At 72.5% G+C, this 21,283-nt stretch carries 16 protein-coding genes; 11 read left to right on the top strand and 5 right to left on the bottom strand.

All coding sequences use genetic code 11. From position 1 onward, the window contains the following. Window positions 1-204 precede the first annotated feature (204 nt). The 6 genes from ACIRGB_RS32735 to ACIRGB_RS32710 all read left to right on the top strand — a co-directional run bounded on the left by ACIRGB_RS32735 (window position 205) and on the right by ACIRGB_RS32710 (window position 4,211). Window positions 205-843 carry a UdgX family uracil-DNA binding protein gene (locus ACIRGB_RS32735; protein ID WP_403872562.1) on the top strand — a complete coding sequence of 213 codons (639 nt, stop codon included), beginning with the start codon at window positions 205-207 and terminating at the stop codon, window positions 841-843. A gap of 16 nt (window positions 844-859) precedes the next feature. Beyond that, window positions 860-1,384, top strand: a complete 525-nt coding sequence (locus ACIRGB_RS32730; protein ID WP_403872560.1) for a GNAT family N-acetyltransferase — start codon at window positions 860-862, stop codon at window positions 1,382-1,384. Between the two features lie 89 nt (window positions 1,385-1,473). Continuing rightward, window positions 1,474-1,773 carry a DUF4229 domain-containing protein gene (locus ACIRGB_RS32725; protein WP_403872558.1) on the top strand — a complete coding sequence of 100 codons (300 nt, stop codon included), beginning with the start codon at window positions 1,474-1,476 and terminating at the stop codon, window positions 1,771-1,773. Window positions 1,774-1,911: 138 nt separating this feature from the next. Next, window positions 1,912-2,013 carry a putative leader peptide gene (locus tag ACIRGB_RS32720; RefSeq protein WP_309546884.1) on the top strand — a complete coding sequence of 34 codons (102 nt, stop codon included), beginning with the start codon at window positions 1,912-1,914 and terminating at the stop codon, window positions 2,011-2,013. A gap of 72 nt (window positions 2,014-2,085) precedes the next feature. Further along, entirely contained in the window at window positions 2,086-3,408 is a 1,323-nt protein-coding gene (locus ACIRGB_RS32715) for a dicarboxylate/amino acid:cation symporter (RefSeq protein ID WP_403872556.1), read from the top strand. Between the two features lie 71 nt (window positions 3,409-3,479). Continuing rightward, window positions 3,480-4,211, top strand: a complete 732-nt coding sequence (locus ACIRGB_RS32710; RefSeq protein WP_403872555.1) for a TetR/AcrR family transcriptional regulator — start codon at window positions 3,480-3,482, stop codon at window positions 4,209-4,211. Here ACIRGB_RS32710 and ACIRGB_RS32705 read toward each other — a convergent pair. Both ACIRGB_RS32705 and ACIRGB_RS32700 read right to left on the bottom strand, forming a co-directional pair. Continuing rightward, complete coding sequence (locus ACIRGB_RS32705) at window positions 4,196-5,068, bottom strand: MaoC family dehydratase (RefSeq protein ID WP_403872553.1); 873 nt, start codon at window positions 5,066-5,068, stop codon at window positions 4,196-4,198. The genes ACIRGB_RS32710 and ACIRGB_RS32705 overlap by 16 nt on opposite strands. Further along, the gene (locus ACIRGB_RS32700) at window positions 5,068-6,360 is read right to left on the bottom strand and encodes a 3-oxoacyl-ACP reductase (RefSeq protein ID WP_403872551.1); all 1,293 of its coding nucleotides are present in this window, start codon (window positions 6,358-6,360) and stop codon (window positions 5,068-5,070) included. The genes ACIRGB_RS32705 and ACIRGB_RS32700 overlap by 1 nt, the downstream gene beginning before the upstream one ends. 137 nt (window positions 6,361-6,497) lie before the next feature. Between ACIRGB_RS32700 and ACIRGB_RS32695 the strand changes: the two genes are divergently transcribed. Next, entirely contained in the window at window positions 6,498-7,784 is a 1,287-nt protein-coding gene (locus ACIRGB_RS32695) for an acetyl-CoA C-acetyltransferase (protein ID WP_403872549.1), read from the top strand. A 224-nt stretch (window positions 7,785-8,008) separates the two neighbouring features. After that, on the top strand, window positions 8,009-9,937 hold the full coding sequence (locus tag ACIRGB_RS32690) for an AMP-dependent synthetase/ligase (protein WP_403872547.1): 1,929 nt from the start codon (window positions 8,009-8,011) through the stop codon (window positions 9,935-9,937). 34 nt (window positions 9,938-9,971) lie between these two features. Here the strand turns inward: ACIRGB_RS32690 and ACIRGB_RS32685 are convergent, their stop codons facing one another. Together ACIRGB_RS32685 and ACIRGB_RS32680 are read right to left on the bottom strand one after the other, a co-directional pair. Then, complete coding sequence (locus ACIRGB_RS32685; protein ID WP_403872545.1) at window positions 9,972-10,616, bottom strand: class I SAM-dependent DNA methyltransferase; 645 nt, start codon at window positions 10,614-10,616, stop codon at window positions 9,972-9,974. A 96-nt stretch (window positions 10,617-10,712) separates the two neighbouring features. Beyond that, window positions 10,713-10,916, bottom strand: a complete 204-nt coding sequence (locus ACIRGB_RS32680) for a cold-shock protein (protein WP_003974443.1) — start codon at window positions 10,914-10,916, stop codon at window positions 10,713-10,715. Window positions 10,917-11,208: 292 nt separating this feature from the next. On the opposite strand from ACIRGB_RS32680, the gene ACIRGB_RS32675 reads away from it, so the two are divergent. From ACIRGB_RS32675 to ACIRGB_RS32665, 3 genes are all read left to right on the top strand, one after another. Further along, window positions 11,209-12,057: a menaquinone biosynthetic enzyme MqnA/MqnD family protein gene (locus ACIRGB_RS32675; RefSeq protein ID WP_403872542.1), complete on the top strand. Its 849-nt coding sequence runs from the start codon at window positions 11,209-11,211 to the stop codon at window positions 12,055-12,057. Between the two features lie 93 nt (window positions 12,058-12,150). Beyond that, window positions 12,151-13,935, top strand: coding sequence for a serine/threonine-protein kinase (locus ACIRGB_RS32670; protein WP_403872540.1), 1,785 nt, complete (start codon window positions 12,151-12,153; stop codon window positions 13,933-13,935). Between the two features lie 148 nt (window positions 13,936-14,083). Further along, a complete protein-coding gene (locus ACIRGB_RS32665; RefSeq protein WP_403872538.1) occupies window positions 14,084-16,390 on the top strand; it encodes a PQQ-binding-like beta-propeller repeat protein in 2,307 nt (768 codons plus the stop codon). A 69-nt stretch (window positions 16,391-16,459) separates the two neighbouring features. On the opposite strand, the gene ACIRGB_RS32660 is transcribed toward ACIRGB_RS32665, so the two are convergent. Beyond that, on the bottom strand, window positions 16,460-21,070 hold the full coding sequence (locus ACIRGB_RS32660; protein WP_403872536.1) for an FtsK/SpoIIIE domain-containing protein: 4,611 nt from the start codon (window positions 21,068-21,070) through the stop codon (window positions 16,460-16,462). Window positions 21,071-21,283 lie beyond the last annotated feature (213 nt).

Raw genomic sequence — 21,283 nt, 5'->3', positions numbered from 1 at the left:
TACGCGGGCCCCCCCCGGGCGCGCCGGGAGTCGCCGCAGCCGATGGGGGTCTTAATCTCCGGTTGTTCTGCGGGGGCGGGCGGGTGGGGGCCGTTCGCGCTGTTCCCCGCGCCCCTGAAAGGGGCGCGGGGAACTGCGCGAGCAACCACCCACTCACCCGCACCCGGCATGGGTCCGCACCCCCGCGGCGGGTACCCGCACCCCATGGCCACCGAGGACGACTACACCGCACAACCCTTCGTGCCGAAACACGGCGGCCTCCCCGCCCTCCGCAAGGCCGCCGCCGACTGCCACGGCTGCCCCCTGCACAGGGACGCCACCCAGACCGTCTTCGGCGCCGGCAAGGCGACCGCCCGCCTCATGCTCGTCGGTGAGCAGCCCGGCGACCAGGAGGACCGGCAGGGCAAGCCCTTCGTCGGCCCCGCCGGGCACCTCCTCGACCGGGCGCTGGCGGACGCCGGCCTCGACCCGGCGGACGCGTACGTCACCAACGCCGTCAAGCACTTCAAGTTCACCCGGGCCGAGCCCCGCAAGCGCCGTATCCACAAGGCGCCCACCCTGCGCGAGATGACCGCCTGCGGCCCCTGGCTGGCCGCCGAGCTGGACCGGGTGGAGCCCGAGCTGATCGTGGTCCTTGGCGCCACGGCCGGGAAGGCGCTGCTCGGCTCGTCCTTCCGGGTCACCCGGGTGCGCGGCACGCTGCTGGAGGAGGAGATCCACGGGCGGCCGGAACGGCTGGTGCCGACCGTGCACCCGTCGGCGGTGCTGCGCTCCGACGACCGGGAGGGGGCCTACCGGGGACTGGTCTCGGACCTGAAAGTCGCCGCACAAGCCCTCGGGTAATGGTTACCATGGCTCGGTGTCCCTTACTTTCACTTTCGATCCGGCCGTCACCCCCGACCTCCGTGACGGCGTCCTCGACCTGTGGACCGACGTCTCCAACGCCGGCGGCTCCGTGGGCTTCGTGCCGCCGGTGACGCGCGAGGACATCCGCCCCGAGCTGGTCAAGCACATGACGGGCATGGCCGAGGGGCGCACCCGTCTGCTCGTCGGCCACGACGCGGAGGGCCGGGTGGCCGCCACCGCGTTCCTCGCCCTCAACACGCACCGCCTGATGCGGCACTGGCTGTGGCTCTACACGGTCATGGTCCACCCGCGCCACCAGGGCCGGGGCTACGGCCGGGACCTGATGGCCGCCGCCGCGGACGCCGCCCGGACCTGCGACGGCATCGAGGCGATACGGCTCACCTGCCGGGGCGGGCTCGGCCTGGAGCGGTTCTACGAGTCCTGCGGCTACAAGGAGGTCGGCCGGGTCCCCGGTGCGATCCGGGTCGCGCCCGGCGACGACCGGGACGACGTCTTCATGCTGCTGCCCCTGGGCTGACCGAGGCCCGACCCCCCTGCAAGATCGACGACCCGGCATGTTTCACTGGGCAGTGCCTCTTTGTGCCAGAAACGGAAGAGTGGATTGAGATGCTCCGCTACACGCTGATGCGCCTCGGGATCTTCGCAGGCTGCCTCGTGGTCGTCTGGGGGCTCGTCTACGCCGGAGTGTTCCCGCGCGGCCTCGGTGACTCCAACGGCATGTGGATCCTGCTGCTCTCCCTGCTGATCTCCGCCCCCATCAGCTACGTCGCGCTGCGCAAGGAGCGGGACCGGGCCTCGGTCCAGGTCGCGGGCCGGGTCACCCGCATGAAGGCCAACCTGGAGGCCAACCGCGGCCAGGAGGACCGCGCCGACGACACCGCGCGGGCGCAGGGCCAGACCTCGTAACGTCCGTCACGCACGCACGCCCCGGCTTCCGAATTCACCGGAAACCGGGGCGCTTTGCGTTTTGCGGGCAGTAGCGCACTCCTGCCTCTCAAAGTATGGCTTTGAGTGTCTCAAAGCATGAGTGTTAAAGTCGTGTGCATGAAGCAAGCAGCCGCGCCCACCACACCACAGCGCCTCGCGCTCGTGGCGCGCCTGCACGTGGACCTCTGCCGGTGCGCGTCCGCGAACTGTCGCCCCTGACGTTCCCCCCTCACCAGTCGTCCCCACGTCAGCTCAGCGCGTCCCCTCCCGCGTCCCGTCCCCCTACGGAGCATGTCCGTGTCTTCAGCCTCTTCTGTGACGAAGTACCTCAAGGTGCCCTTCTGGGCCCAGATACTCGCCGGCCTCGTCCTCGGCGTCCTACTGGGCTGGCTGGCCCGCAGCCAGGACATATCGTGGCTGGTCACCACCCTGGAGAAGATCGGTGACACCTTCATCGGCCTGCTGAAGCTGGCCGTCGCACCGCTGGTCTTCTTCGCGATCCTCGTCTCGATCACCAACCTGCGGAAGGTCAACAACGCCGCCCGCCTGGCGTCCCGCACCCTCCTCTGGTTCATGATCACGTCGCTGATCGCGGTGGCCATCGGCCTCGTCATCGGCCTGGTCACCAACCCCGGCTCCGGCACCGGCCTCACCCCGGCCGACGGCGCCAAGCCCGAGCACACCGGCTCCTGGATCGACTTCCTGACCGGCATCGTGCCGACCGACGTCATCACGCCGTTCACCGAGCTGAACGTGCTCCAGATCGTCTTCATGGCCGCCGTCGCCGGTATCGCCGCCCTCCAGCTCGGCGAGAAGGCCCAGCCGATCCTGAACCTGAGCGAGTCGGTCCTCGAACTCCTCCAGAAGGCCCTGTGGTGGGTCATCCGCCTCGCCCCGCTCGGCACCGTCGGCCTCATCGGCAAGGCCATCGCCACCTACGGCTGGGACCTGATCGGCAAGTACGCCACCTTCACCGCCGACATCTACGTCGGCTGCGCCCTCGTGATGTTCGTGGTCTACCCGACGCTGCTCGCCACCGTCGCCAAGGCCAACCCGCTCCAGTTCTTCAAGGGCGCCTGGCCCGCCATCCAGCTGGCCTTCGTCTCCCGCTCCTCGGTCGGCACCATGCCGCTGACCCAGAAGGTCACCGAGCGCCTCGGCGTCCCGAAGGAGTACGCGTCCTTCGCCGTGCCGTTCGGCGCGACCACCAAGATGGACGGCTGCGCCGCGATCTACCCGGCGATCGCCGCGATCTTCGTCGCGCAGATCTTCGACATCCAGCTCGGCGTCGGCGACTACCTGCTGATCGCCTTCGTCTCGGTGGTCGGCTCCGCCGCCACGGCCGGCCTCACCGGCGCCACCGTCATGCTCACCCTGACCCTGTCCACCCTGGGCCTGCCCATGGAGGGCGTCGGCCTCCTCCTTGCCATCGACCCGATCCTGGACATGATGCGCACCGCGACCAACGTCGCGGGCCAGGCCCTCGTGCCGGTCATCGTCTCGGCCCGCGAGGGACTGCTCGACCGCAAGGCGTACGACGAGGCGCACGCCTCGCCGATCGACGAGCCCGAGCGGGAGAAGCAGGACGCGGAGCCGGTTCCGGTCGCCGCCTGACCGACGTGATCCGGGCGCCGGCACCGCGCTGACGTCCTGATCACGGCCGCACGGACCGTACGCTGAGTCGCATGGGTGCTGGGAAGACCAAGCGGATGCCGCGTGCGGTCCGTGAGCAGCAGATGCTGGACGCCGCCGTGAGCGTCTTCGGACGGCGCGGGTACATGGCGGCGTCGATGGACGAGATCGCCGAACTGGCGGGCGTGTCCAAGCCGCTGGTGTACCTGTACCTGAACTCGAAGGACGACCTCTTCAGCGCCTGCATCGGCCGCGAGGCCCGCGCCCTCACCGAGGCGGTGCGGGCCGGGGTGCGTCCGGGGCTCCCCGCGGACGGGCAACTCTGGTCGGGGCTGCGGGCGTTCTTCAGCCACACCGCGCGGCACCCGGACGCCTGGCGGGTGCTGCACCTGCACGCCCGTACCCACGGGGAGCGGTTCGCGGCCGAAGTGGCGGTGATGCGCGAGGAGATCGTGGCGTTCGTGACGCAGCTGATCGCCGCCGCGGCACGCGACGCGCACCGGGACCCGCATCTGCCCGAGGGAGAGGTCGCCGGGCTGGCCGAGGCGCTGGTCGGCGCGGCGGAGTCGCTCGCCGACTGGGCGGGCGCCACCGAGGGCGTCACCGCGAAGCAGGCGGCGGCAACCCTGATGAACTTCGCCTGGGCGGGCCTGGGCGACCTGATGGCGGGGCGGCCGTGGTCCCCGCCGGAGGAGCCGGAGCCGGAGCAGGAGCCGACGCAGGAGCAGGAGCCGCTGCCGGAGTCGGCGCCGGACCCGGCGCCGGTGGCTCAGGCCGCCGGATAGGGCCCGGCCGCGCCGGACAGGTGCAGCCGGCCGTCGCGGGCGGCGCGCAGTTCGAACCGCCCGTCCCCGGCCCCGTACGCCACCGTCCCCGGCAGCAGCACCGGCGCCCGGAACTCCGCCCGCACCACGGCCGCGTCCGGCGTCCCGTGCTCGGCGAGGCACCGGGCCACCGTCCACATGCCGTGCGCGATGGCCCGAGGGAAGCCGAACAGGCGGGCGGTGAGCGGGTGCAGGTGGATCGGGTTGCGGTCACCGGACGCGGCGGCGTAGCGGCGTCCGACGTCACCCGCCAGCCGCCACTCGGCGCGCGTGGGGAGCGGCTCCCGGTCTTCCGAGGCGGTCTCCCCGGCGGCGGGCCGGGCGGTGGTGCGGTGCCGGGCCAGGTAGGTGCTGCGGGACTCCCACACGACGTCCGCGCCGGCGCGCAGCTCCGTGACCACCGACGCCTCGGTGCCGCGCCGGTGCGGGACCAGCCCCTCGACGTGCACGGCGAGTTCGTAGGCGCCGGTGGCGGGCAGGGCGGCCCGCCGGGTGATGCCGAGGGAGGTGTGGACGAGCCCGAGCAGGGGCAGCGGGAAGCCCCGGGCGCTCATCAGGCGCATGGCCAGCGGGAAGCCCAGCACGTGCGGATACGTCACCGGAAGCGCGTCCGCGCCGGCCGCGAGCCCGCACACCCGCTCGTACGCCGCCAGCCGTGCCAGGTCGACGCGCAGGCCGGGCAGCACCAGCCGGGTGCGGGGGAAGTCCGCGTCCGGGCGGGGGCGCTTGAGGGGCGACAGGAGCGCGCCGCGGGCGAGGAGCGGCGCGAGGGCGGGGACGCCGGTCAGGGTGCTGGTGGTCGGGGCAGCGGTGGTCATCACGCCCCCAGCAGGCTCTGGCCGCAGACCCGGACGACCTGGCCGTTGACGGCGCCGGAGGCCGGGTGGGCGAGCCAGGCGGTGGTCCGGGCGACGTCGACGGGCAGGCCGCCCTGGGCGAGGGAGTTCATGCGGCGGCCCGCCTCGCGGATGAAGAGGGGGACCGCCGCCGTCATCTTCGTCTCGATGAAGCCCGGGGCCACCGCGTTCACCGTCACTCCGTGGTCGGCGAGCGCGCGGGGTGCCAGCGAGCGGACCAGCCCGACGATGCCCGCCTTGCTCGCGCCGTAGTTGGTCTGGCCCGCGTTGCCCGCGAGCCCGGCGATGGAGGCCGTCGCCACGATCCTGCCGCCCCGGTTGACGGCGCCCGCCCCGAGCAGCGCGTCCGTGGTGCGCAGGACGCTCGCCAGGTTGACGTCGAGCACGGAACTCCAGCGTTCGGCGGGCATGTTGACCAGGCGCCGGTCGCGGGTGACGCCCGCGTTGTGGATCAGGATGTCGAGCCCGCCGGGCAGCGCGGCGGCGATGCGCTCGCCCGCGTCGGCGGCCGTGATGTCCAGCGCGAGGGCGGTGCCGCCGAGGCGTTCGGCGGCCCGGCGTGCCGCGTCCTCGGCCTGCGGCACGTCCAGGACGACGACCTGGGCGCCCTGCCCGGCCAGCGTCTCGGCGACCGCCGCGCCGATGCCCCGTGCGGCGCCGGTGACCAGGGCGGCGCGCCCGGCGAGGGGGAGAGCCCAGTCGTCGGGGTCGGCGCCCTCGCCCGCCGCCCCGACCTCGATCACCTGGCCGCTGACGTAGGCGGAGGCGGGGGAGAGGAGGAAGCGCAGGGTGGACTCGGCGGGTGCCGGGTCGGTGAGCCGTACCAGGTTGACCGTCCTGCCCCGGCCGATCTCCTTGCCGAGCGAGCGCGTGAACCCCTCCAACGCCTGCTGGGCGGCGGCCTGGTGGTGGTCGGCCGGGTCGAGCGGGGCACCGAGCACCACCACGCGGCCGCTCGCGGCGACGGACCGTACGACGGGGTGCAACGCGGCGTGCACCTCGGCGAGCGTGTCGACGTCCCGTACGCCGGTGGCGTCGAGGACGACGGCGGCGGGCCGGCCGTCCTCGTCCCGGGGCAGGCCCGTGCGGGCCAGGACGGGCGGGAGGCCGGGGTGCGGCGGGCCGGCCGTGAGGTGCAGCAGGCCGCCGTCGAACGCGTCCCGCCGCAGCTCGGCGGGTTGCGGCAGGCCCAGCCTCCGGGTGAGGAAACGGCCGGGTGCGGTGCCGGTGAAGCTGAGATAGCGGTCGGCCATGTCCTGTCTCCCCAACGGCTGCGACGTGTCCAGAGGTCTTCCGGAGATCTTCCGGAGGTCGGTCCTGCCCACAACTGCTTACTCTGGAGTAAGGTTACCGGAGGTAAGCCTATGTCACGGGTGAGGAGCAGGTCGAGATGAGCCCTCTGGCACCGCAGCCCACGCGCCGCGTCGCGGTCCTCGGCGGCGCCCGCGTCCCCTTCGCCCGCTCCGACGGGCCGTACGCCACCGCCTCCAACCAGGAGATGCTCACCGCGGCCCTCGACGGCCTGGTCGAGCGGCACGGCCTCCAGGAGCCGGGCGCGGTCGGCGAGTTCGTGGCCGGCGCGGTCCTCAAGCACAGCCGGGACTTCAACCTCGCCCGCGAGACGGTCCTCGGCTCGGCACTGGACCCGCGCACCCCCGCCTACGACATCCAGCAGGCCTGCGGGACCGGACTCCAGGCCGTGATCGCCGCCGCCAACAAGATCGCCCTCGGCCAGACCGAGTCCGCGATCGCGGGCGGCGCCGACACCGCGAGCGACGCGCCGCTCGGCGTCAACGACCGGCTGCGCCGCATCCTGCTGGAGGCCCGCCGGGCCAAGTCCACCGGCGCCAGACTGAAGGCGCTGGCGAAGATCCGCCCGGGGCACCTGGTCCCCGACATCCCGCGAAACGCCGAGCCGCGCACCGGCCTGTCCATGGGCGAGCACGCCGCGGTCACCGCACGCGCCTGGGGCATCTCCCGTGAGGAACAGGACGCGTTGGCCGCCGCGAGCCACCAGCGGCTGGCGGCGGCGTACGAACGCGGCCTCTTCCAGGACCTGGTGGTCCCCTTCCGCGGCCTGGCCCGCGACCAGAACCTGCGCCCCGGCTCGACCGTGGAGAAACTGGCCGCGCTGAAGCCCGTGTTCGGCCTCGACGCCCCCGGACCCACCATGACGGCGGGCAACTCCACGCCCCTGACGGACGGCGCCGCGACGGTGCTCCTGGCGAGCGAGGAGTGGGCCGAGGCCCGGGGCATCGAACCCCTCGCCTACCTCACGGCGTACGAGACGGCGGCCGTGGACTTCGTCGGCGGGGACGTGGCCGGCGGCGAGGACGGGCTGCTGATGGCGCCCGCGTACGCGGTCCCGCGGATGCTGGAACGGGCCGGGCTCGGGACCGGTGACTTCGACCTCGTCGAGATCCACGAGGCGTTCGCGTCCCAGGTGCTGGCCACACTGGCCGCCTGGGAGAAGCGCGGCCTGGCCCCGGTGGACCGGGCCCGCCTGAACGTGGCCGGCTCCTCCCTCGCCACCGGCCACCCCTTCGCCGCGACCGGCGCCCGGATCGTGGCGACCCTGGCCACCCTGCTCGCCGAGCGCGAAGCGCCGGGACGCGGCCTGATCTCCGTCTGCGCGGCGGGCGGCCAGGGCGTCACGGCCATACTGGAACGAACATGACTTACCCTCAGGTAACCGTCAACACTGCACACGTCCGGCGCGGGACCGTCCCCGAACGCGCACCAACTCCTCACGCGGGCACCGTACGATCCCGTCACTGACCGCCGGTAACCCCTGTCCGCCGACTCCGGCGATGAACGCCTCGGCGCGCGAGGCACGTACGTCATGCAGCAGAGCAGCGACAGCAGAAGCCGTGTCCGTGCTGCACGTCCCAGGAGCCGCCCGTGTCCACCCCGCTTCCGTCCTTCGCCGCGTCCGCCGCCTACGCCGACTCGCCCGGCCCCACCCTGGTGGCGCCCGAGACGCGGATGCTGGACGGGGCCGTCCGGGAGGCGTACGTACCGCCGTTCGCGCCGCCGGTGCGCCGCGGGTCCCTCGCCGACCTCCCCTTCGACAACGCGGCGGCCGTCCCGGACCAGGTCGTCCTCAGCCGCAGATCGCCGGAGGGCGACTGGAGCGACGTCACGGCGGCCGAGTTCGCCGCGCAGGTGCTCGCGGTGGCCAAGGGCATGATCTCCGAGGGGCTGATGCCGGGCGACCGCATCGCCGTCATGGCGCGCACGACGTACGAGTGGACGCTGCTGGACTTCGCCGCGTGGGCGGCCGGCCTGGTCACCGTCCCGATCTACCCGACCTCCTCCCTCTTCCAGACCCGCTGGATCCTCCAGGACTCCGGCGCCGTCACCCTGGTCACCGAGACCACCGCGCAGGCCGCCGCCCTCGGCCCCGAGCTGGACCGCATACCCGACCTGGGGCACCTGTGGGTCATGGAGAAGGGGCACGTGGAGCGGCTGGCGGAGCTGGGCGCGCGGCTGCCGGACGCCGAGGTGGAGGTGCGCCGCGGCATGCTCGGCCCGTCCACCCTGGCCACCCTCATCTACACCTCCGGCACCACCGGCCGCCCCAAGGGCTGCGTCCTCACCCACGGCAACTTCTTCGCCGAGGTCGACAACGCCATCGAGCTGCTCTACCCCGTCTTCAAGGCGGAGACCGGCGAGGAGCCCTCGATCCTGCTCTTCCTGCCGATGTCCCACGTCTTCGGCCGCATGGTCGCCGTCGCCTGCGTCCGCGCCCGGGTCCGCCTCGGCCACGCGCCGAGCCTGAAACCCGAGGACCTGCTCCCCGACCTCGCGGCCTTCCGCCCCACCTGTCTGCTGACCATCCCGTACATGCTGGAGAAGGTCTTCAACAGCGCCCGCGCCAAGGCCGAGTCCGGCGGCCGGGCCGCGGCCTTCGACCGCGCCGTCTCGGTGGCGGTGCGCTACGGCGAGGCCAAGGAGGCCCGCCAGACCGGCGCGGGCGGCGGCCCCGGCCGCGGCCTGAAGACCGCCCGCTCCTTCTACGACCCGCTCGTCTACCGGAAGATCCGGGCCGCCATGGGCGGCCGGGTCAAGTACGCCATCTGCGGCGGCTCCCCGCTCGGCCGCCGCCTGGCCGCCTTCTACGCCGGGGCCGGCATCGAGATCTTCGAGGGCTACGGCCTCACCGAGACCACCGCCGCAGCCACCGTCACACCCCCGCTCAAGCCGCGCCTGGGCACGGTCGGCTGGCCGCTACCCGGCACCCGCGTCCGCATCGCCGCCGACGGCGAGATCCTGGTCGCCGGCGATCAGGTCCTGCACGGCTACTGGGACCCACAGGCCGGTGGCGTCGTCCCGGCCGCCCCCGACGGCTGGTTCGCCACCGGCGACCTCGGCAGCCTGGACGACGAGGGCTATCTGACCATCACCGGCCGCAAGAAGGAGCTGCTGATCACCGCGGGCGGCAAGAGCGTCGCCCCGGCCCCGCTGGAGAACTGGCTGCGCTCCCACCCCCTGATCTCCCAGTGCATCGTGCTGGGCGACCGCCGCCCCTACGTCTCCGCCCTGTTCACCCTCGACCCCGACGGCCTCACCCACTGGCGCCGCATGAACGGCAAGCACCCGGTGCCGCCGGAGCTGCTGGTGGACGACGAGGAAGTCCACGCGGTGCTCCAGCGCGCCGTCGACGAGGCCAACAAGCTGGTCTCCCGCCCCGAGTCCATCCGCCGCTTCGCCGTCCTGCCCAGGGACTTCACCGAGTGGGAGGGCCACCTGACCCCCTCCATGAAGCTCCGGCGCGAAGCGATCATGCGGGACTTCGCGGGGGCGGTGGAGAGGCTGTACGAGGGGTAGGACGGCGTCGGCTTGCGGCGGTGCCCTGCGGTGGTCAGCGGCGGGCGATGAGGCAGGCCTGCGGGACCTGGGCGACGGTGGTCTCCTCGGTGATCCGCACCGTCCGGGACAGCACGGTGAACCCGGCCTGCTCCAGCAGCTGTGCCATCGGCTCCGGCCGCCGCCGTTCGAAGTCCAGGGCGACCGGGTGGCCCCACGGGCGGTCGTGGTGGTTGGGCTCGTCACCGACCTGGAAGCCGAGCAGCAGATGCCCGCCCGGGGCCAGCACGCGCCGCACCTCGTCGAAGAGGTCCGGCAGCTTCTCCCACGGCGTGTGGATCGACGAGTACCAGGAGACCGCCCCCGCGAGGGCGCCGTCCGGGAGGTCGAGGTCCAGCATCGACCCCTGCTCGAACCGCAGCCCGGGGTTCTCGCGGCGCGCGATCGCCAGCATCGAGGAGGACAGGTCCAGGCCGAAGACCCGCAGGCCCAGCGAGGCCAGGTGCGCGGTGACCAGGCCGGGCCCGCAGCCGAGGTCGGCCACCTGCCCCTCGGGCCCCACCAGCTCGGCGAAGGCGCCCATCAGCGCCCGGTCGAGCGGGGCGTCGTCGAGCGCGCTGCGGAACCGGGCGTAGTAGTCCTCGGCGACGGCGTCGTAGAAGGTCCGGGTGGTGGCCACGAAGGCGGGGTCGGTGGTCATGGACGGACCCTAGTGGCGGCCACTGACAGCCGGGGCGGAAAGGGCAGGAGCCCCGTCGCCGAGAACGGCGCGGGGCTCCTTGGGTACTGCTGTCAATCAGACAGGAGTGACATTCTCCGCCTGCGGACCCTTGGGGCCCTGCGTGACGTCGAAGGACACCTGCTGGTTCTCCTCGAGGGAACGGAATCCCTGAGCGTTGATCGCGGAGTAGTGGACGAAGACGTCCGGGCCGCCGCCTTCCTGGGCGATGAAACCAAAGCCCTTTTCGGCGTTGAACCACTTCACGGTTCCGGTAGCCATAAGCCCTCCTTGGGCCCAAAGGGTTGCCCTGCTCCAGAACCAGCAAGTGTGAAGACTTTGAATGCCGCACAACTGCATACGTCTGAGAACGACGAGAGCCCGCGGTCACATGCTCCGCAGGCTCTGTACTGCAAGGGAAACCAAACTGCAACTTGCTGTGAGCCTAGCACGCAGGCCCCCGCGCGCAACAGAGGTCAAGATCACTTCACCCGGACGTTTGAACACCTGCGCCGTTCGGCTGACGCCGGGGGTCGGCGACGGGGGGACCTCGGGGGAGGGCTAGCCTCGCGATGTGGACAATTCTCGCACCCGGCCGCGTGTCGGCCACATCCAGTTCCTGAACTGCCTGCCCCTGTACTGGGGGCTCGCGAGAACAGGCACGCTCCTCGACTTCGAGCTGACGAAGGACACCCCGGAGAAGCTCAGCGAGCAGCTGGTGCGCGGCGATCTCGACATCGGTCCCGTCACCCTGGTCGAATTCCTCAAGAACGCCGACGACCTCGTCGCCTTCCCCGACATCGCCGTCGGCTGCGACGGCCCGGTGATGTCGTGCGTGATCGTCTCCCAGGTCCCGCTGGACCGCCTGGACGGCGCCCGGGTCGCCCTTGGGTCGACCTCGCGCACCTCCGTACGGCTCGCCCAGCTCCTCCTGGCGGAACGCTTCGGCGTCCAGCCCGACTACTACACCTGCCCGCCGGACCTGAGCCTGATGATGCAGGAGGCCGACGCGGCCGTCCTCATCGGGGACGCGGCCCTGCGCGCCAACATGATCGACGGCCCGCGCTACGGCCTCGACGTGTACGACCTGGGCGCCCTGTGGAAGGAGTGGACGGGCCTGCCGTTCGTCTTCGCGGTCTGGGCGGCCCGGCGCGACTACGCGGAGCGCGAGCCGGTCATCACCCGCAAGGTGCACGAGGCCTTCCTCGCCTCCCGCAACCTCTCCCTGGAGGAGGTGGAGAAGGTCGCGGAGCAGGCCGCCCGCTGGGAGGCCTTCGACGAGGAGACCCTCGCGAAGTACTTCACCACCCTCGACTTCCGCTTCGGCGCCCCGCAGCTGGAGGCGGTCACCGAGTTCGCCCGCCGGGTCGGACCGACCACCGGCTTCCCGGCGGACGTGAAGGTGGAGCTGCTGCGGCCCTGATCCGCGGCCGCGGCCCCTTTCTCTCTGGGGCCTTCCGCGGGCGGCCCACTACCCTGCTGGCAGGTATCGGCGTACGGGGGAGGGGTGGACGCCATGCGGCCGCTCGATGTCGACGAGCCCACCGTCGTGGGGCCCTACCGGCTGCTCGGTCGGCTGGGCTCCGGCGGCATGGGCCGGGTCTACCTGGGGCGCAGCACCGGCGGCCGCACGGTCGCGGTGAAGATCGTGCACCCGCACTTCGCACTGGACGAGGAGTTCCGGGCCCGGTTCCGGCGCGAGGTGGCCGCCGCGCGCCGGGTCGGCGGCGCCTGGACCGCGCCTGTCCTGGACGCGGACCCCGAGGCACGCGTGCCGTGGGTCGCCACGGCGTACGCGGCCGGCCCCTCCCTCACGGCGGCCGTGGCGGACGGCGGCCCGCTGCCCGCCCACTCGGTACGGGCGCTCGGCGCGGGTCTCGGCGAGGCGCTGGCCGCGGTGCACGAGCTGGGCCTCGTCCACCGGGACGTGAAGCCGTCCAACGTCCTGCTCACCCTCGACGGCCCCCTCCTGATCGACTTCGGCATCGCCCGCGCCACGGACGGCACCGCCTCCCTGACCTCGACCGGCGTGTCCATCGGTTCGCCCGGCTACATGTCCCCCGAGCAGATCCTCGGCAAGGGCGTGACCGGGGCGGCGGACGTCTTCTCGCTGGGCGCCGTGCTGGCGTACGCGGCGACGGGGCTGCCGCCCTTCCCGGGTGACTCCTCGGCCGCGCTCCTCTACAAGGTCGTCCACGAGGAGCCGAGCCTCGACGGCCTGGACGGGGAACTGCGCGAACTGGTCGCCTGCTGCCTCGCCAAGGACCCGGCCGCCCGCCCGGCCCCCGGCGAGGTGGCCCGGCGCCTGGCCCCCGAGGGCGCGGCCCGCCTGGTGACCGGCGGCTGGCTGCCGGGGGCGCTGGTGGAGCGGGTCAGCCGGAGCGCCGTACAGCTGCTGAACCTGGAGGCGTCCGAGGGCGAGGCGTCGGGCCCGGTGGGGTTCAGCCGCCCGTCGGTCACGGCGGACGGGGCCGGTGCCGCGCGGGGGCCAGGGGAGGGCGTGGCGGCGCCCCTGGCCGCGGGTGTCTTCGGCCCGCCGCCGGTGATGCCGACCCCTACGGCGCTGTCGGCGCCGCTCCCGTCGTCGTCGCCGTCGTCTTCGTCATCGCCGCCGTCTTCGTCCTCCTCTTCGTCCTCCCCCTCGTCCGTCGCCGGCCCGAGCGACCCGGGGGCGGGCCCGAGCGATCCGGGGGCGGGCCCGAGTGACCCGGGACCGGGGCATCCGCCCGGCAGGCTCGCGCTCTCCGTCGCGGCGACCTCGACGCGGGGTGCCCAGGGGCGCGGGCGGCGGATCAGCTGCACCGTGGCGCTGGCGGTGGCGGGAGCGCTGGCGGCGGTGACGGTGGGGTCGGTGTTCGTCCTGGACCTCCTGCCGGGCTCGGGCAACGACGCGCACAACGCCGGGAGCGACGACGGTTCCCACGAGCCGCCGCCCGCCGCCACCCCCGGCGGGCTGCCCGCGCGTTACGTCGGCACCTGGGAGGGGCAGGCCGCCGCCCTGGACGGCAAGCTGCCGCTGGGCACCTTCCGGATCACCATCAAGCAGGCGAAGCCCGGCCAGGAACTGGGCAGGCTGCACGAGACCGACCCGCTGGGCGGCGTCTGCGTCGACGTGATCACCCTCAAGAAGGTGACCGAGAAGCAGATCGTCGCCGGGTCCGTCGGCGCCAAGGGCAACCACGACGGCTGCAACCCCGCGCCCACCACGGTCACCTTCACCCCGGTCGGCGACGACCTCGCCTACGCGTCCCAGAGCAAGGAGTCGGGACGCCCGCAGGCGCGGCTGTCGAAGGTCGAGTAGCGGGGGTGGGACACCCGGCCCGTCCACCGTCTCCGCCGGGCCACGCCCCGGTAAAGGCTCCCTCCCCGTGGTCACTACTGTGGCTGCGATACGAAGATCCGACCATGAGATGACTGTGCGTCATGTTTGGCGACGGGGAAGGCCCGCAATGGAGACACTGCAATCGGACGATCCGCAGGAGCTGGGCAGTTACCGCCTCCTGCGAAGGCTTGGCGCCGGTGGAATGGGCCGCGTCTACCTCGCCCGATCGCCCGGTGGCCGGACCGTCGCGGTCAAGGTGGTCCGCCCCGATCTCGCGGCGGACCATGACTTCCGCGAGCGCTTCCGGCACGAGGTGGAGATCGCGAAGGCGGTCTCCGGCCGCTTCACCGCCCCCGTCGTGGACGCCGACCCGGACGCGCCGCTGCCATGGCTCGCCACGTCGTACGTCCTCGGGCCCGATCTGACCGACGTGGTCGCGGCGCACGGGGCGCTGCCCGAACGCACGGTTCGCGCACTGGCCGCCGGTCTCGCCGCGGCGTTGCAGGACATCCACGCGGCGGGCCTGATGCACCGGGACCTCAAGCCTTCCAACGTTCTGCTGGCCGCCGACGGGCCCCGGCTCATCGACTTCGGCATCGCCCGGGCGGTGGACGGCAGCCGCATGACCCAGACCGGAGTGGTGGTCGGCTCGCCCGGTTACATGTCACCGGAGCAGGCGATGGGCAAGGACGTCGGCGTGGCGGGGGATGTGTTCTCGCTGGGTTCCGTGCTCGTGTTCGCGGCCACCGGGCGGGGCGCCTTCGGTGACGGCACGGCCTCGCACGCGGGGCTGCTCTACCAGGTCGTGCACGGAGAGGCCGACCTGACGGGCGTGCCCCCGTCCTTGCTGGGACTCGTCCGCGCCTGCCTGATGAAGGAACCGGCACAGCGTCCGGCGCCGGGTGAGATCGTCGCCGCGCTGGCCGGGCAGGGCATCGACGCCGCCCTCCACGACTGGCTGCCGTCGGCGGTCGCCTCGACCATCGCGACCCACGCCGCGGGGATCCTGGACCTGGAGGCACCCGGGACACCGCGTACTGCTCCCCAGCCGCAGGACCGGTCGACGGCAGGCTTCGGCCCGGCACCGACCATGCTCGACGGCACGCCGTCGACCGGAGCGACCGGTCGGGGCACGGCGCCCGGCGGTACCCCGGCACCCGGGTACGGGACTCCGCTGCCCGGCACCGTCCGACTCGGCGACGCCGCGCAACCCGCTCCCGCCCGGTCCCGTCGCCGCGTACTCAGCATGGCTCTGGGCGGCGCGGCGGCCGTTGCCGTGGCCGGGGGCGGCGTCGCGTGGGCACTCACGTCCGGCGACGCGTCCGACGACGCGAAGGGTGCTTCGGGCACCGGGGCTTCGGCCGATCCGGTGGACGAGACCTTCACGACGCCCCCCGCCGGCGTGGCCCCGCAGCCGCTGTGGCACAAGTCGGCCGAGGAGGACAGCACCAGCCCGCGCGTACCGCTCCTCACCCACGACGGACTGCTCCTGGTCAGCGGCGACCCGCTCGTGGCCTACGACGTCCGGACCGGTAAGGCCCGCTGGACCAAGGCGGGCGTCTGCCGGCCCGGAGCCCAGCTCCTCTTCCACGGCGGCAAGGTGTTCCTCGCCGACGGCGATTACGAGGGCGCCCTGATCGCCTACGACGTCACGACCGGCGAAGAGGCCTGGCGCAGCCGCCTCGGCAAGCAGCTGTCCGTCGAGGACACCATCGCCATCGACGACAAGAACGTCTACGTCACGGCGACCGACTACGGCCAGTCGAAGAGCGCGACCAAGTACCGCACGGCCGTCGCGGCCGTCAGCCACACCACGGGGAAGACGGCGTGGGTCCAGCACCGGGACTGGGGCACGAAGGACTACGACGTCCAGGGCACCGCCTCGGGCGCGTACCTGGTCTACGCCGACTCGAACCTCAACCTCACCGTCCGGGACACCGCCACCGGCGACCAGGTGTGGACCCGGAAGATCGGCGACGAGTGGTCCTGGCAGCCCACGGTCGCGAACGGCCTCCTCTTCCTCCCGGGCGACGTACTCAAGGCCGTCGACGTGGAGAAGGGCAGCACCGTCTGGACGCTCGACCCGGCCGGCCGCCGCGGCTTCGACAACCCGACGGTTTTCGACGGCGTGCTCTACGTCAGCGACCACGACGACGGCGTATGGGCGGTGAACGTCAAGACCGGCAAGCGGATCTGGCTCTGCGACGAGCTGGACGTCGACGGCCCGGAGTCGTTCCTCCGCGCCGGATCGACCCTGTACGGCGCCACCGGTTCGGTCGACGGCGGCATCGTCGCCCTGGAGACGCGGACGGGCAAGCTCCGCTGGTCGTACACCGACAGCAAGACCGTCGGCGAGCCGTGGCAGGCCGCCCTCGCCGGCAACCGGCTGATGGTGACGCACGGCCACGAGATCTACGCGCTGCCGGCGGTGTAGCGAGGGCGACGGGCCGCGGGAGCGCTTCGGTCCCGCGGCCCGTCGCCCTGTCCGGGCGTCCGGGGTCCGTCACATCGGCGTGGTGACCGTCAGGTGCTCCCCGCTGCCGAGGTGCAGCATGCCCTTGCCGGGCGTGATCTGGCCGCCGACCATGCTCCGGTTGGTGCGGATGCCGATCAGCTCTCCCGCGGAGCTGTCCTGCGGAGACAGCAGGATGCCGCGGCGGGCCTTCTTCATGTCGACCTGCCAACCGGAGAAGCCGTCGCAGATCTCCTCCTCGTCACCGGCGATGACGACGGCCAGACCCTCCTCCACACCGCGCTCGACGATGCGCTTGAAGATGTCCTCGGCATCGCAGTCGTCGTGTACCTCGGCGTCGTCGACCAGGACGACGATCGGCCGCTCGGGACTGGCCGACTCGATGAGCTCCTCCATCTCGTCCTCGTCGATGTCCCGGCCGGTGAAGACCTTCAGGACGCCGTCCGTCCCCTCCAGTTCGCGCAGCGGCGACGGGCGGGGCGCCGCCAGAATCAGCCGTACGCCCTGGGCGAGGCAGGAGCGCGCGACGTTCAGCAGCACCGTGCTGCGCCCGGACTTCGCGGGCCCGCCGATCACGAACGCCGGGACGCCCTGGGCGAGGTCGGGCCCGAAGGCGGTGAGTTCGTCGCCGCCGACGCCCACCATGGCCCACAGTGGGGAGGCGCTCGCCACCGGGTCGCGCATGGCCCAGGCGTCGGCGAAGGAGATCCGGCTGGGCAGGACGTCGACGCGGAACGGGCGGCGGGAGCGCGGCAGCCCGGCGTCCCGGGCGGTCGCTGCCTCTCCGATCGCGGCGAGCGCGGACGCCTGCCCCTGACCGGTGGTGTCCTCGGCGAGGAGGGCGAACTGGGTCTCGATCGCCGACCCGCTCGCGAAGCCGCGGCCGGGCGGGATCTCCTCGGGGATCTTGCGCGCGTTGATGTCCAGCAACGAGAAGTCGCCGCGGTCCGCGAGGCGCAGACCGTACTTGTCCTCGGTGAGGGAGGAGATACGCCCCGTCAGCAGCTGACGGTCACCGGTGATCACCAAGTGCAGGCCGATGCTCGCGCCCTCGCGCATCATCGCCATCACCTGGTCGGTGAGGTCGCCGTGGTTGTACTCGCCGAGCGTGGGCAGCCAGCCCTCCCAGCGGTCGAGGAGCACCACGATGTGGGGCAGTCGCTCGTCCTCGGCCGCGGCGGCCCGCTGCTCCCCGATGTCGGCGTAACCCTTCTCCGCCAGCAGGTCCTGTCGCCGGGTGAGTTCGCCGGTGAGCCGGTTGAAGAGCCGGATGACCCGCTCCTGCTGATTACGGCTGACCACCGCCCCGCAATGCGGCAGCCGGGTCAGCGCGTTCAGGGCGCCGTTGCCGCAGTCGATGCCGTACAGATGGACGTCGGCGCTCGACAGGGTGCGGGCCAGGGAGCCCGCGACGGTACGCAGCACCTGCGAGCGGCCGCTGCGCGGGCCACCCGCGATGAGCAGGTGCCCGAAGGAGGCGAAGTCGACGACCACCGGGCGGCGGGCCTGCTCGGCCGGCAGGTCCGCGATGCCGTACGGAGCCGCCGGCAGCGCCCCTTGGCTGCGCACCGCCGGAATGTCGTCCAACAGCAGGGACTCGTCCAGGGCGGGCAGCCACGGAGAGTGCTGGGCGGGAATGCCGATGGCGTCGTTGGCCTCCCGGATGGCGTCCACCAGGACCTTGAGGTCGGTGATCTCGTCGTCCTCCCGCGCCTCGGACCTGGGCTTGGCGAGAGTGGCCCGTCCCAGTTCCTGCCAGGAGAGCTGACCGGCCCACGGGGCGAGCGCCGCCGGATCGGCGGCACCCGGGCGGCGGCCACCGACGCGGCCGGACTGGAAGGGGATGAGGGAGGCGTGGCCGAGCCGGACGTACGCCCGGCCCGGGGTGCTCTTGGCGATGTGACCGGCATCGGGGGCGTCGATGACATCGGTCGACTCACCGGCGTCGGTCACGCGCAGGGCGATCCGGAGGTTGGTGTTGGCGCGGATCTCGGGCGACACGACACCACTGGGCCGCTGTGTGGCCAGCAGGAGGTGGATGCCGAGGGAGCGGCCTCGCTGGGCGATGTTGACGAGACCCGTCACGAAGTCGGGCAGGTCGCGCACCATGGACGCGAACTCGTCGATGACGATGAGCAGTCGGGGCACGGGCGCGTGGGACGGGTCCCGGCGCGACAGGTCCTGGTAGTCCTCGATGTCCTTGGCGTCGGCGGCGGCGAGGATGTGCTCGCGCCGCTTCAGCTCCGCGCCCAGCGATTCCAGGGCGCGTTCGACGAGGTGCGCGTCGAGGTCGGTCACCATGCCGACGGTGTGCGGGAGCTTGACGCAGTCCTTGAAGGCGGACCCGCCCTTGTAGTCGACGAGGACGAACGTCATGTTCTCGGGCGTGTTGGCGACGGCGAGCGCGGCCACGATGGTCTGGAGCAGCTCCGACTTGCCCGAACCGGTCGTACCGGCGATGAGTCCGTGCGGGCCGTCGCGCCGGATGTCGATGCCGAAGGGACCGTCGTACGACTCGCCGATGACCGCCATGGTGGACTGACCGCCCATGCGCCAGCGCGCGGCGACGTCGTCGCGCGTCGGGGGCTCCAGCTGGAGCACGTCGAGGAGCCGGCTCGAGGACGGCAGCGCGGAGTCCTCGGTCTCGCCACTGATGTCGCGCAGGGGTGACAGGGCCCGGGACAGCCGGGCGCACCAGGCGGGGGAGACGAAGTCGGGCCGTACACCGGACCGGCGCCGGGCGCCGGTCTGCTCGACGCGCAGCCGCAGTTCGGGTGCCCGCTCGGCGGCCTGCTCGGTCTGGTGTGCGCCTTGGTGCCAGGCGTGGAAGGAGGGGAAGCCGCCGGCGGCGGCCTGAGGGGGTGTGCCGGGCTGAGCGGTGACGGTCTCGCCGTGGCGCAGCGGCTCGGCGACGACGAAGGCCTGACACTCGCCGGGCAGGAAGCGCTCCTCCTCGTCCAGGCAGATCGCGTACATGGCGACCGCCGGCCCCTCCCGCAGCAGCCGGACCACGCCCGGCAGCGACCTCAGCCGACGCGACCCGTCCCATACGACGACGATGTCCGGGTCGGAGAAGGCGGGACCGGCGCCACTGCGGTTGTTCTCCTGCAAGGCCTTCTGCCGGGCGTCGAGCAACTGCGTCAGTTCACCGACCCGGGCACTGACGGTCTCGGAATCCGTCCCCACCAGCACGTTGACGTCCTGGCCGCTCGCGGGGCGGGAGTGCGGAAGCCAGCGGACCCAGTCCCAGCGCGGCTGTGCCTGGTTCTCGGTGAGCACGTAGAACTGGACGTCCATCGGGCTGTGCAGCACCGCGGTCTGCGCCACGGTCCATCTCGCGAGTGCCTGCGCCGAGTCGCCCGGTCCCGCGATACCGATGACGCCCAGGTCCCTCAGAGGCAGCGCGACGGGCGAGTCCTCGATGTACCAGGTGACCTGGCGCTTGTGCTCGTCCTGCTCCGGATCGTCGAGGACGACTTCGGACGGCACGCGGCCGGTGCCGACCCGAAGGAGCAGATGGTCGGCGTCCGTGCGGCGCCTCTCCCACAACCGGGTACGGGGACCGGTGCCGAAGGCGAGCACGGAGGCGGGATCGGGAACGGTGCCGCGTCGCTCGAGCCGCTCCAGCCGCAGCGCCTCCTGGGCGTCCTTCTCGATCCGCTCCTTGGTCTCCTTGTACTCCTTGACCTGCTGCGCATGGGACTTGCGGCCGTGCTTCTTGTCCACGAAATAGTTGCCGAAGAGCATCAGCGGGCTCAGCAGAGCCATGATCAGGTAGTACCAACGCCCGAAGATCATGACGGACACGACCGCGCCGACCAGCGGGAACACCGCCATCAGCCAGGGCAGCGGCCGGGCTTCGTACTCCCTGGGCGGAGAAGGCAGCCGGAAGTGGGTCTCGCGCTCCGCCGGGCGCAGACGCGGCGGCCGGTTGTAGTCGAGCCCGGCTCCGTCCTCCGACCATTTCAGGGCGGCGTTGGGAGGGGAGTAGCTGTCTATCTCCAGGAGCGTGTTGGCGAGGGCGAGTTGGGAGCCGAGGGGCCAGGTACCACCGTCGAAGTCTTCGCCGTCGAGCCGGGGACGGTCGCCGTCGCCGCCCTCCTCCTTCCCTTTGCCCTTCCCCTTCTCCTCGTCCCCGGTGTCCTTCTTCTCGATGCCGTGCAGGGTGACGCGGCAGGTGCCGTCCATGGCGATGGACAAAGTGGCGGCGCGTGCGGCAAGTTCGGGGTCGTCGACGCGGATGTGTGCGGCGGGTCCGCTGCCGATGTCGTACCGGCCGACGCCCAGCCGGTGCACGGCCCCGGCCGCGGGCCCGCCGGCCACCCGGAATTCCACCACCCCGGCGGGCTCCCCCGGAACACAGCCGGCCGGATCGTGCAGGCTGACGACGACACCCTCGCGCAGCGGCGAACCGACGATGTTGGCCTCGGGATCGAGGGCGTAGCCGTCGACGAAGGCCTGAGGTACGCCGCCGGAGCCGGGACGCCCGCCGATGGGGATGATGTCCGCACCGCCGGCGACACCGGCGTGGCGTGCCAGCTCCCGAGTGATGTCGCCGACCGACGACTCCGGATCGGCGTCGAGCACCACATCGGCGCTGGTTCCGCCGATCGGGTCGACGACGGTCAGACTCAGGCGCACGTTCGTCCTCCTCGCTGGGCTGAGGCCGCCCCCGGAACGCTGAACACAGTGAAGCGACCTTAGCCGCCGCACCTTGCCCCCGTGCAACGGGATGCAGAGGGCCTCGCGGGCCGGGATGTGCACCGGCTCACGCTTGTGCTGCCGGGTATCCCTGTCGCCACAAGTGCCCCACCCGTAGGATCTTTGCTCATGCGGACGGCCTGTGGACGAGGG

The organism is Streptomyces sp. NPDC102490 (assembly GCF_044765285.1).
In the GTDB taxonomy this organism is placed as follows: domain Bacteria; phylum Actinomycetota; class Actinomycetes; order Streptomycetales; family Streptomycetaceae; genus Streptomyces.
The sequence above is the reverse complement of the archived record's forward strand: the minus strand, read 5'-3'. Positions and strand labels throughout refer to the sequence as shown.

Bases quoted from the DNA above. Each gene is read 5' to 3' on its own strand.
- ACIRGB_RS32715 (WP_403872556.1), top strand. From the start codon at position 2,086: ATGTCCGTGTCTTCAGCCTCTTCTGTGACGAAGTACCTCAAGGTGCCC.
- ACIRGB_RS32710 (WP_403872555.1), top strand. From the start codon at position 3,480: ATGGGTGCTGGGAAGACCAAGCGGATGCCGCGTGCGGTCCGTGAGCAG.
- ACIRGB_RS32700 (WP_403872551.1), bottom strand. From the start codon at position 6,360: ATGGCCGACCGCTATCTCAGCTTCACCGGCACCGCACCCGGCCGTTTC.
- ACIRGB_RS32680 (WP_003974443.1), bottom strand. From the start codon at position 10,916: ATGGCTACCGGAACCGTGAAGTGGTTCAACGCCGAAAAGGGCTTTGGT.
- ACIRGB_RS32695 (WP_403872549.1), top strand. From the start codon at position 6,498: ATGAGCCCTCTGGCACCGCAGCCCACGCGCCGCGTCGCGGTCCTCGGC.
- ACIRGB_RS32685 (WP_403872545.1), bottom strand. From the start codon at position 10,616: ATGACCACCGACCCCGCCTTCGTGGCCACCACCCGGACCTTCTACGAC.
- ACIRGB_RS32725 (WP_403872558.1), top strand. From the start codon at position 1,474: ATGCTCCGCTACACGCTGATGCGCCTCGGGATCTTCGCAGGCTGCCTC.
- ACIRGB_RS32665 (WP_403872538.1), top strand. From the start codon at position 14,084: ATGGAGACACTGCAATCGGACGATCCGCAGGAGCTGGGCAGTTACCGC.
- ACIRGB_RS32705 (WP_403872553.1), bottom strand. From the start codon at position 5,068: ATGACCACCGCTGCCCCGACCACCAGCACCCTGACCGGCGTCCCCGCC.
- ACIRGB_RS32720 (WP_309546884.1), top strand. From the start codon at position 1,912: ATGAAGCAAGCAGCCGCGCCCACCACACCACAGCGCCTCGCGCTCGTG.
- ACIRGB_RS32735 (WP_403872562.1), top strand. From the start codon at position 205: ATGGCCACCGAGGACGACTACACCGCACAACCCTTCGTGCCGAAACAC.
- ACIRGB_RS32670 (WP_403872540.1), top strand. From the start codon at position 12,151: ATGCGGCCGCTCGATGTCGACGAGCCCACCGTCGTGGGGCCCTACCGG.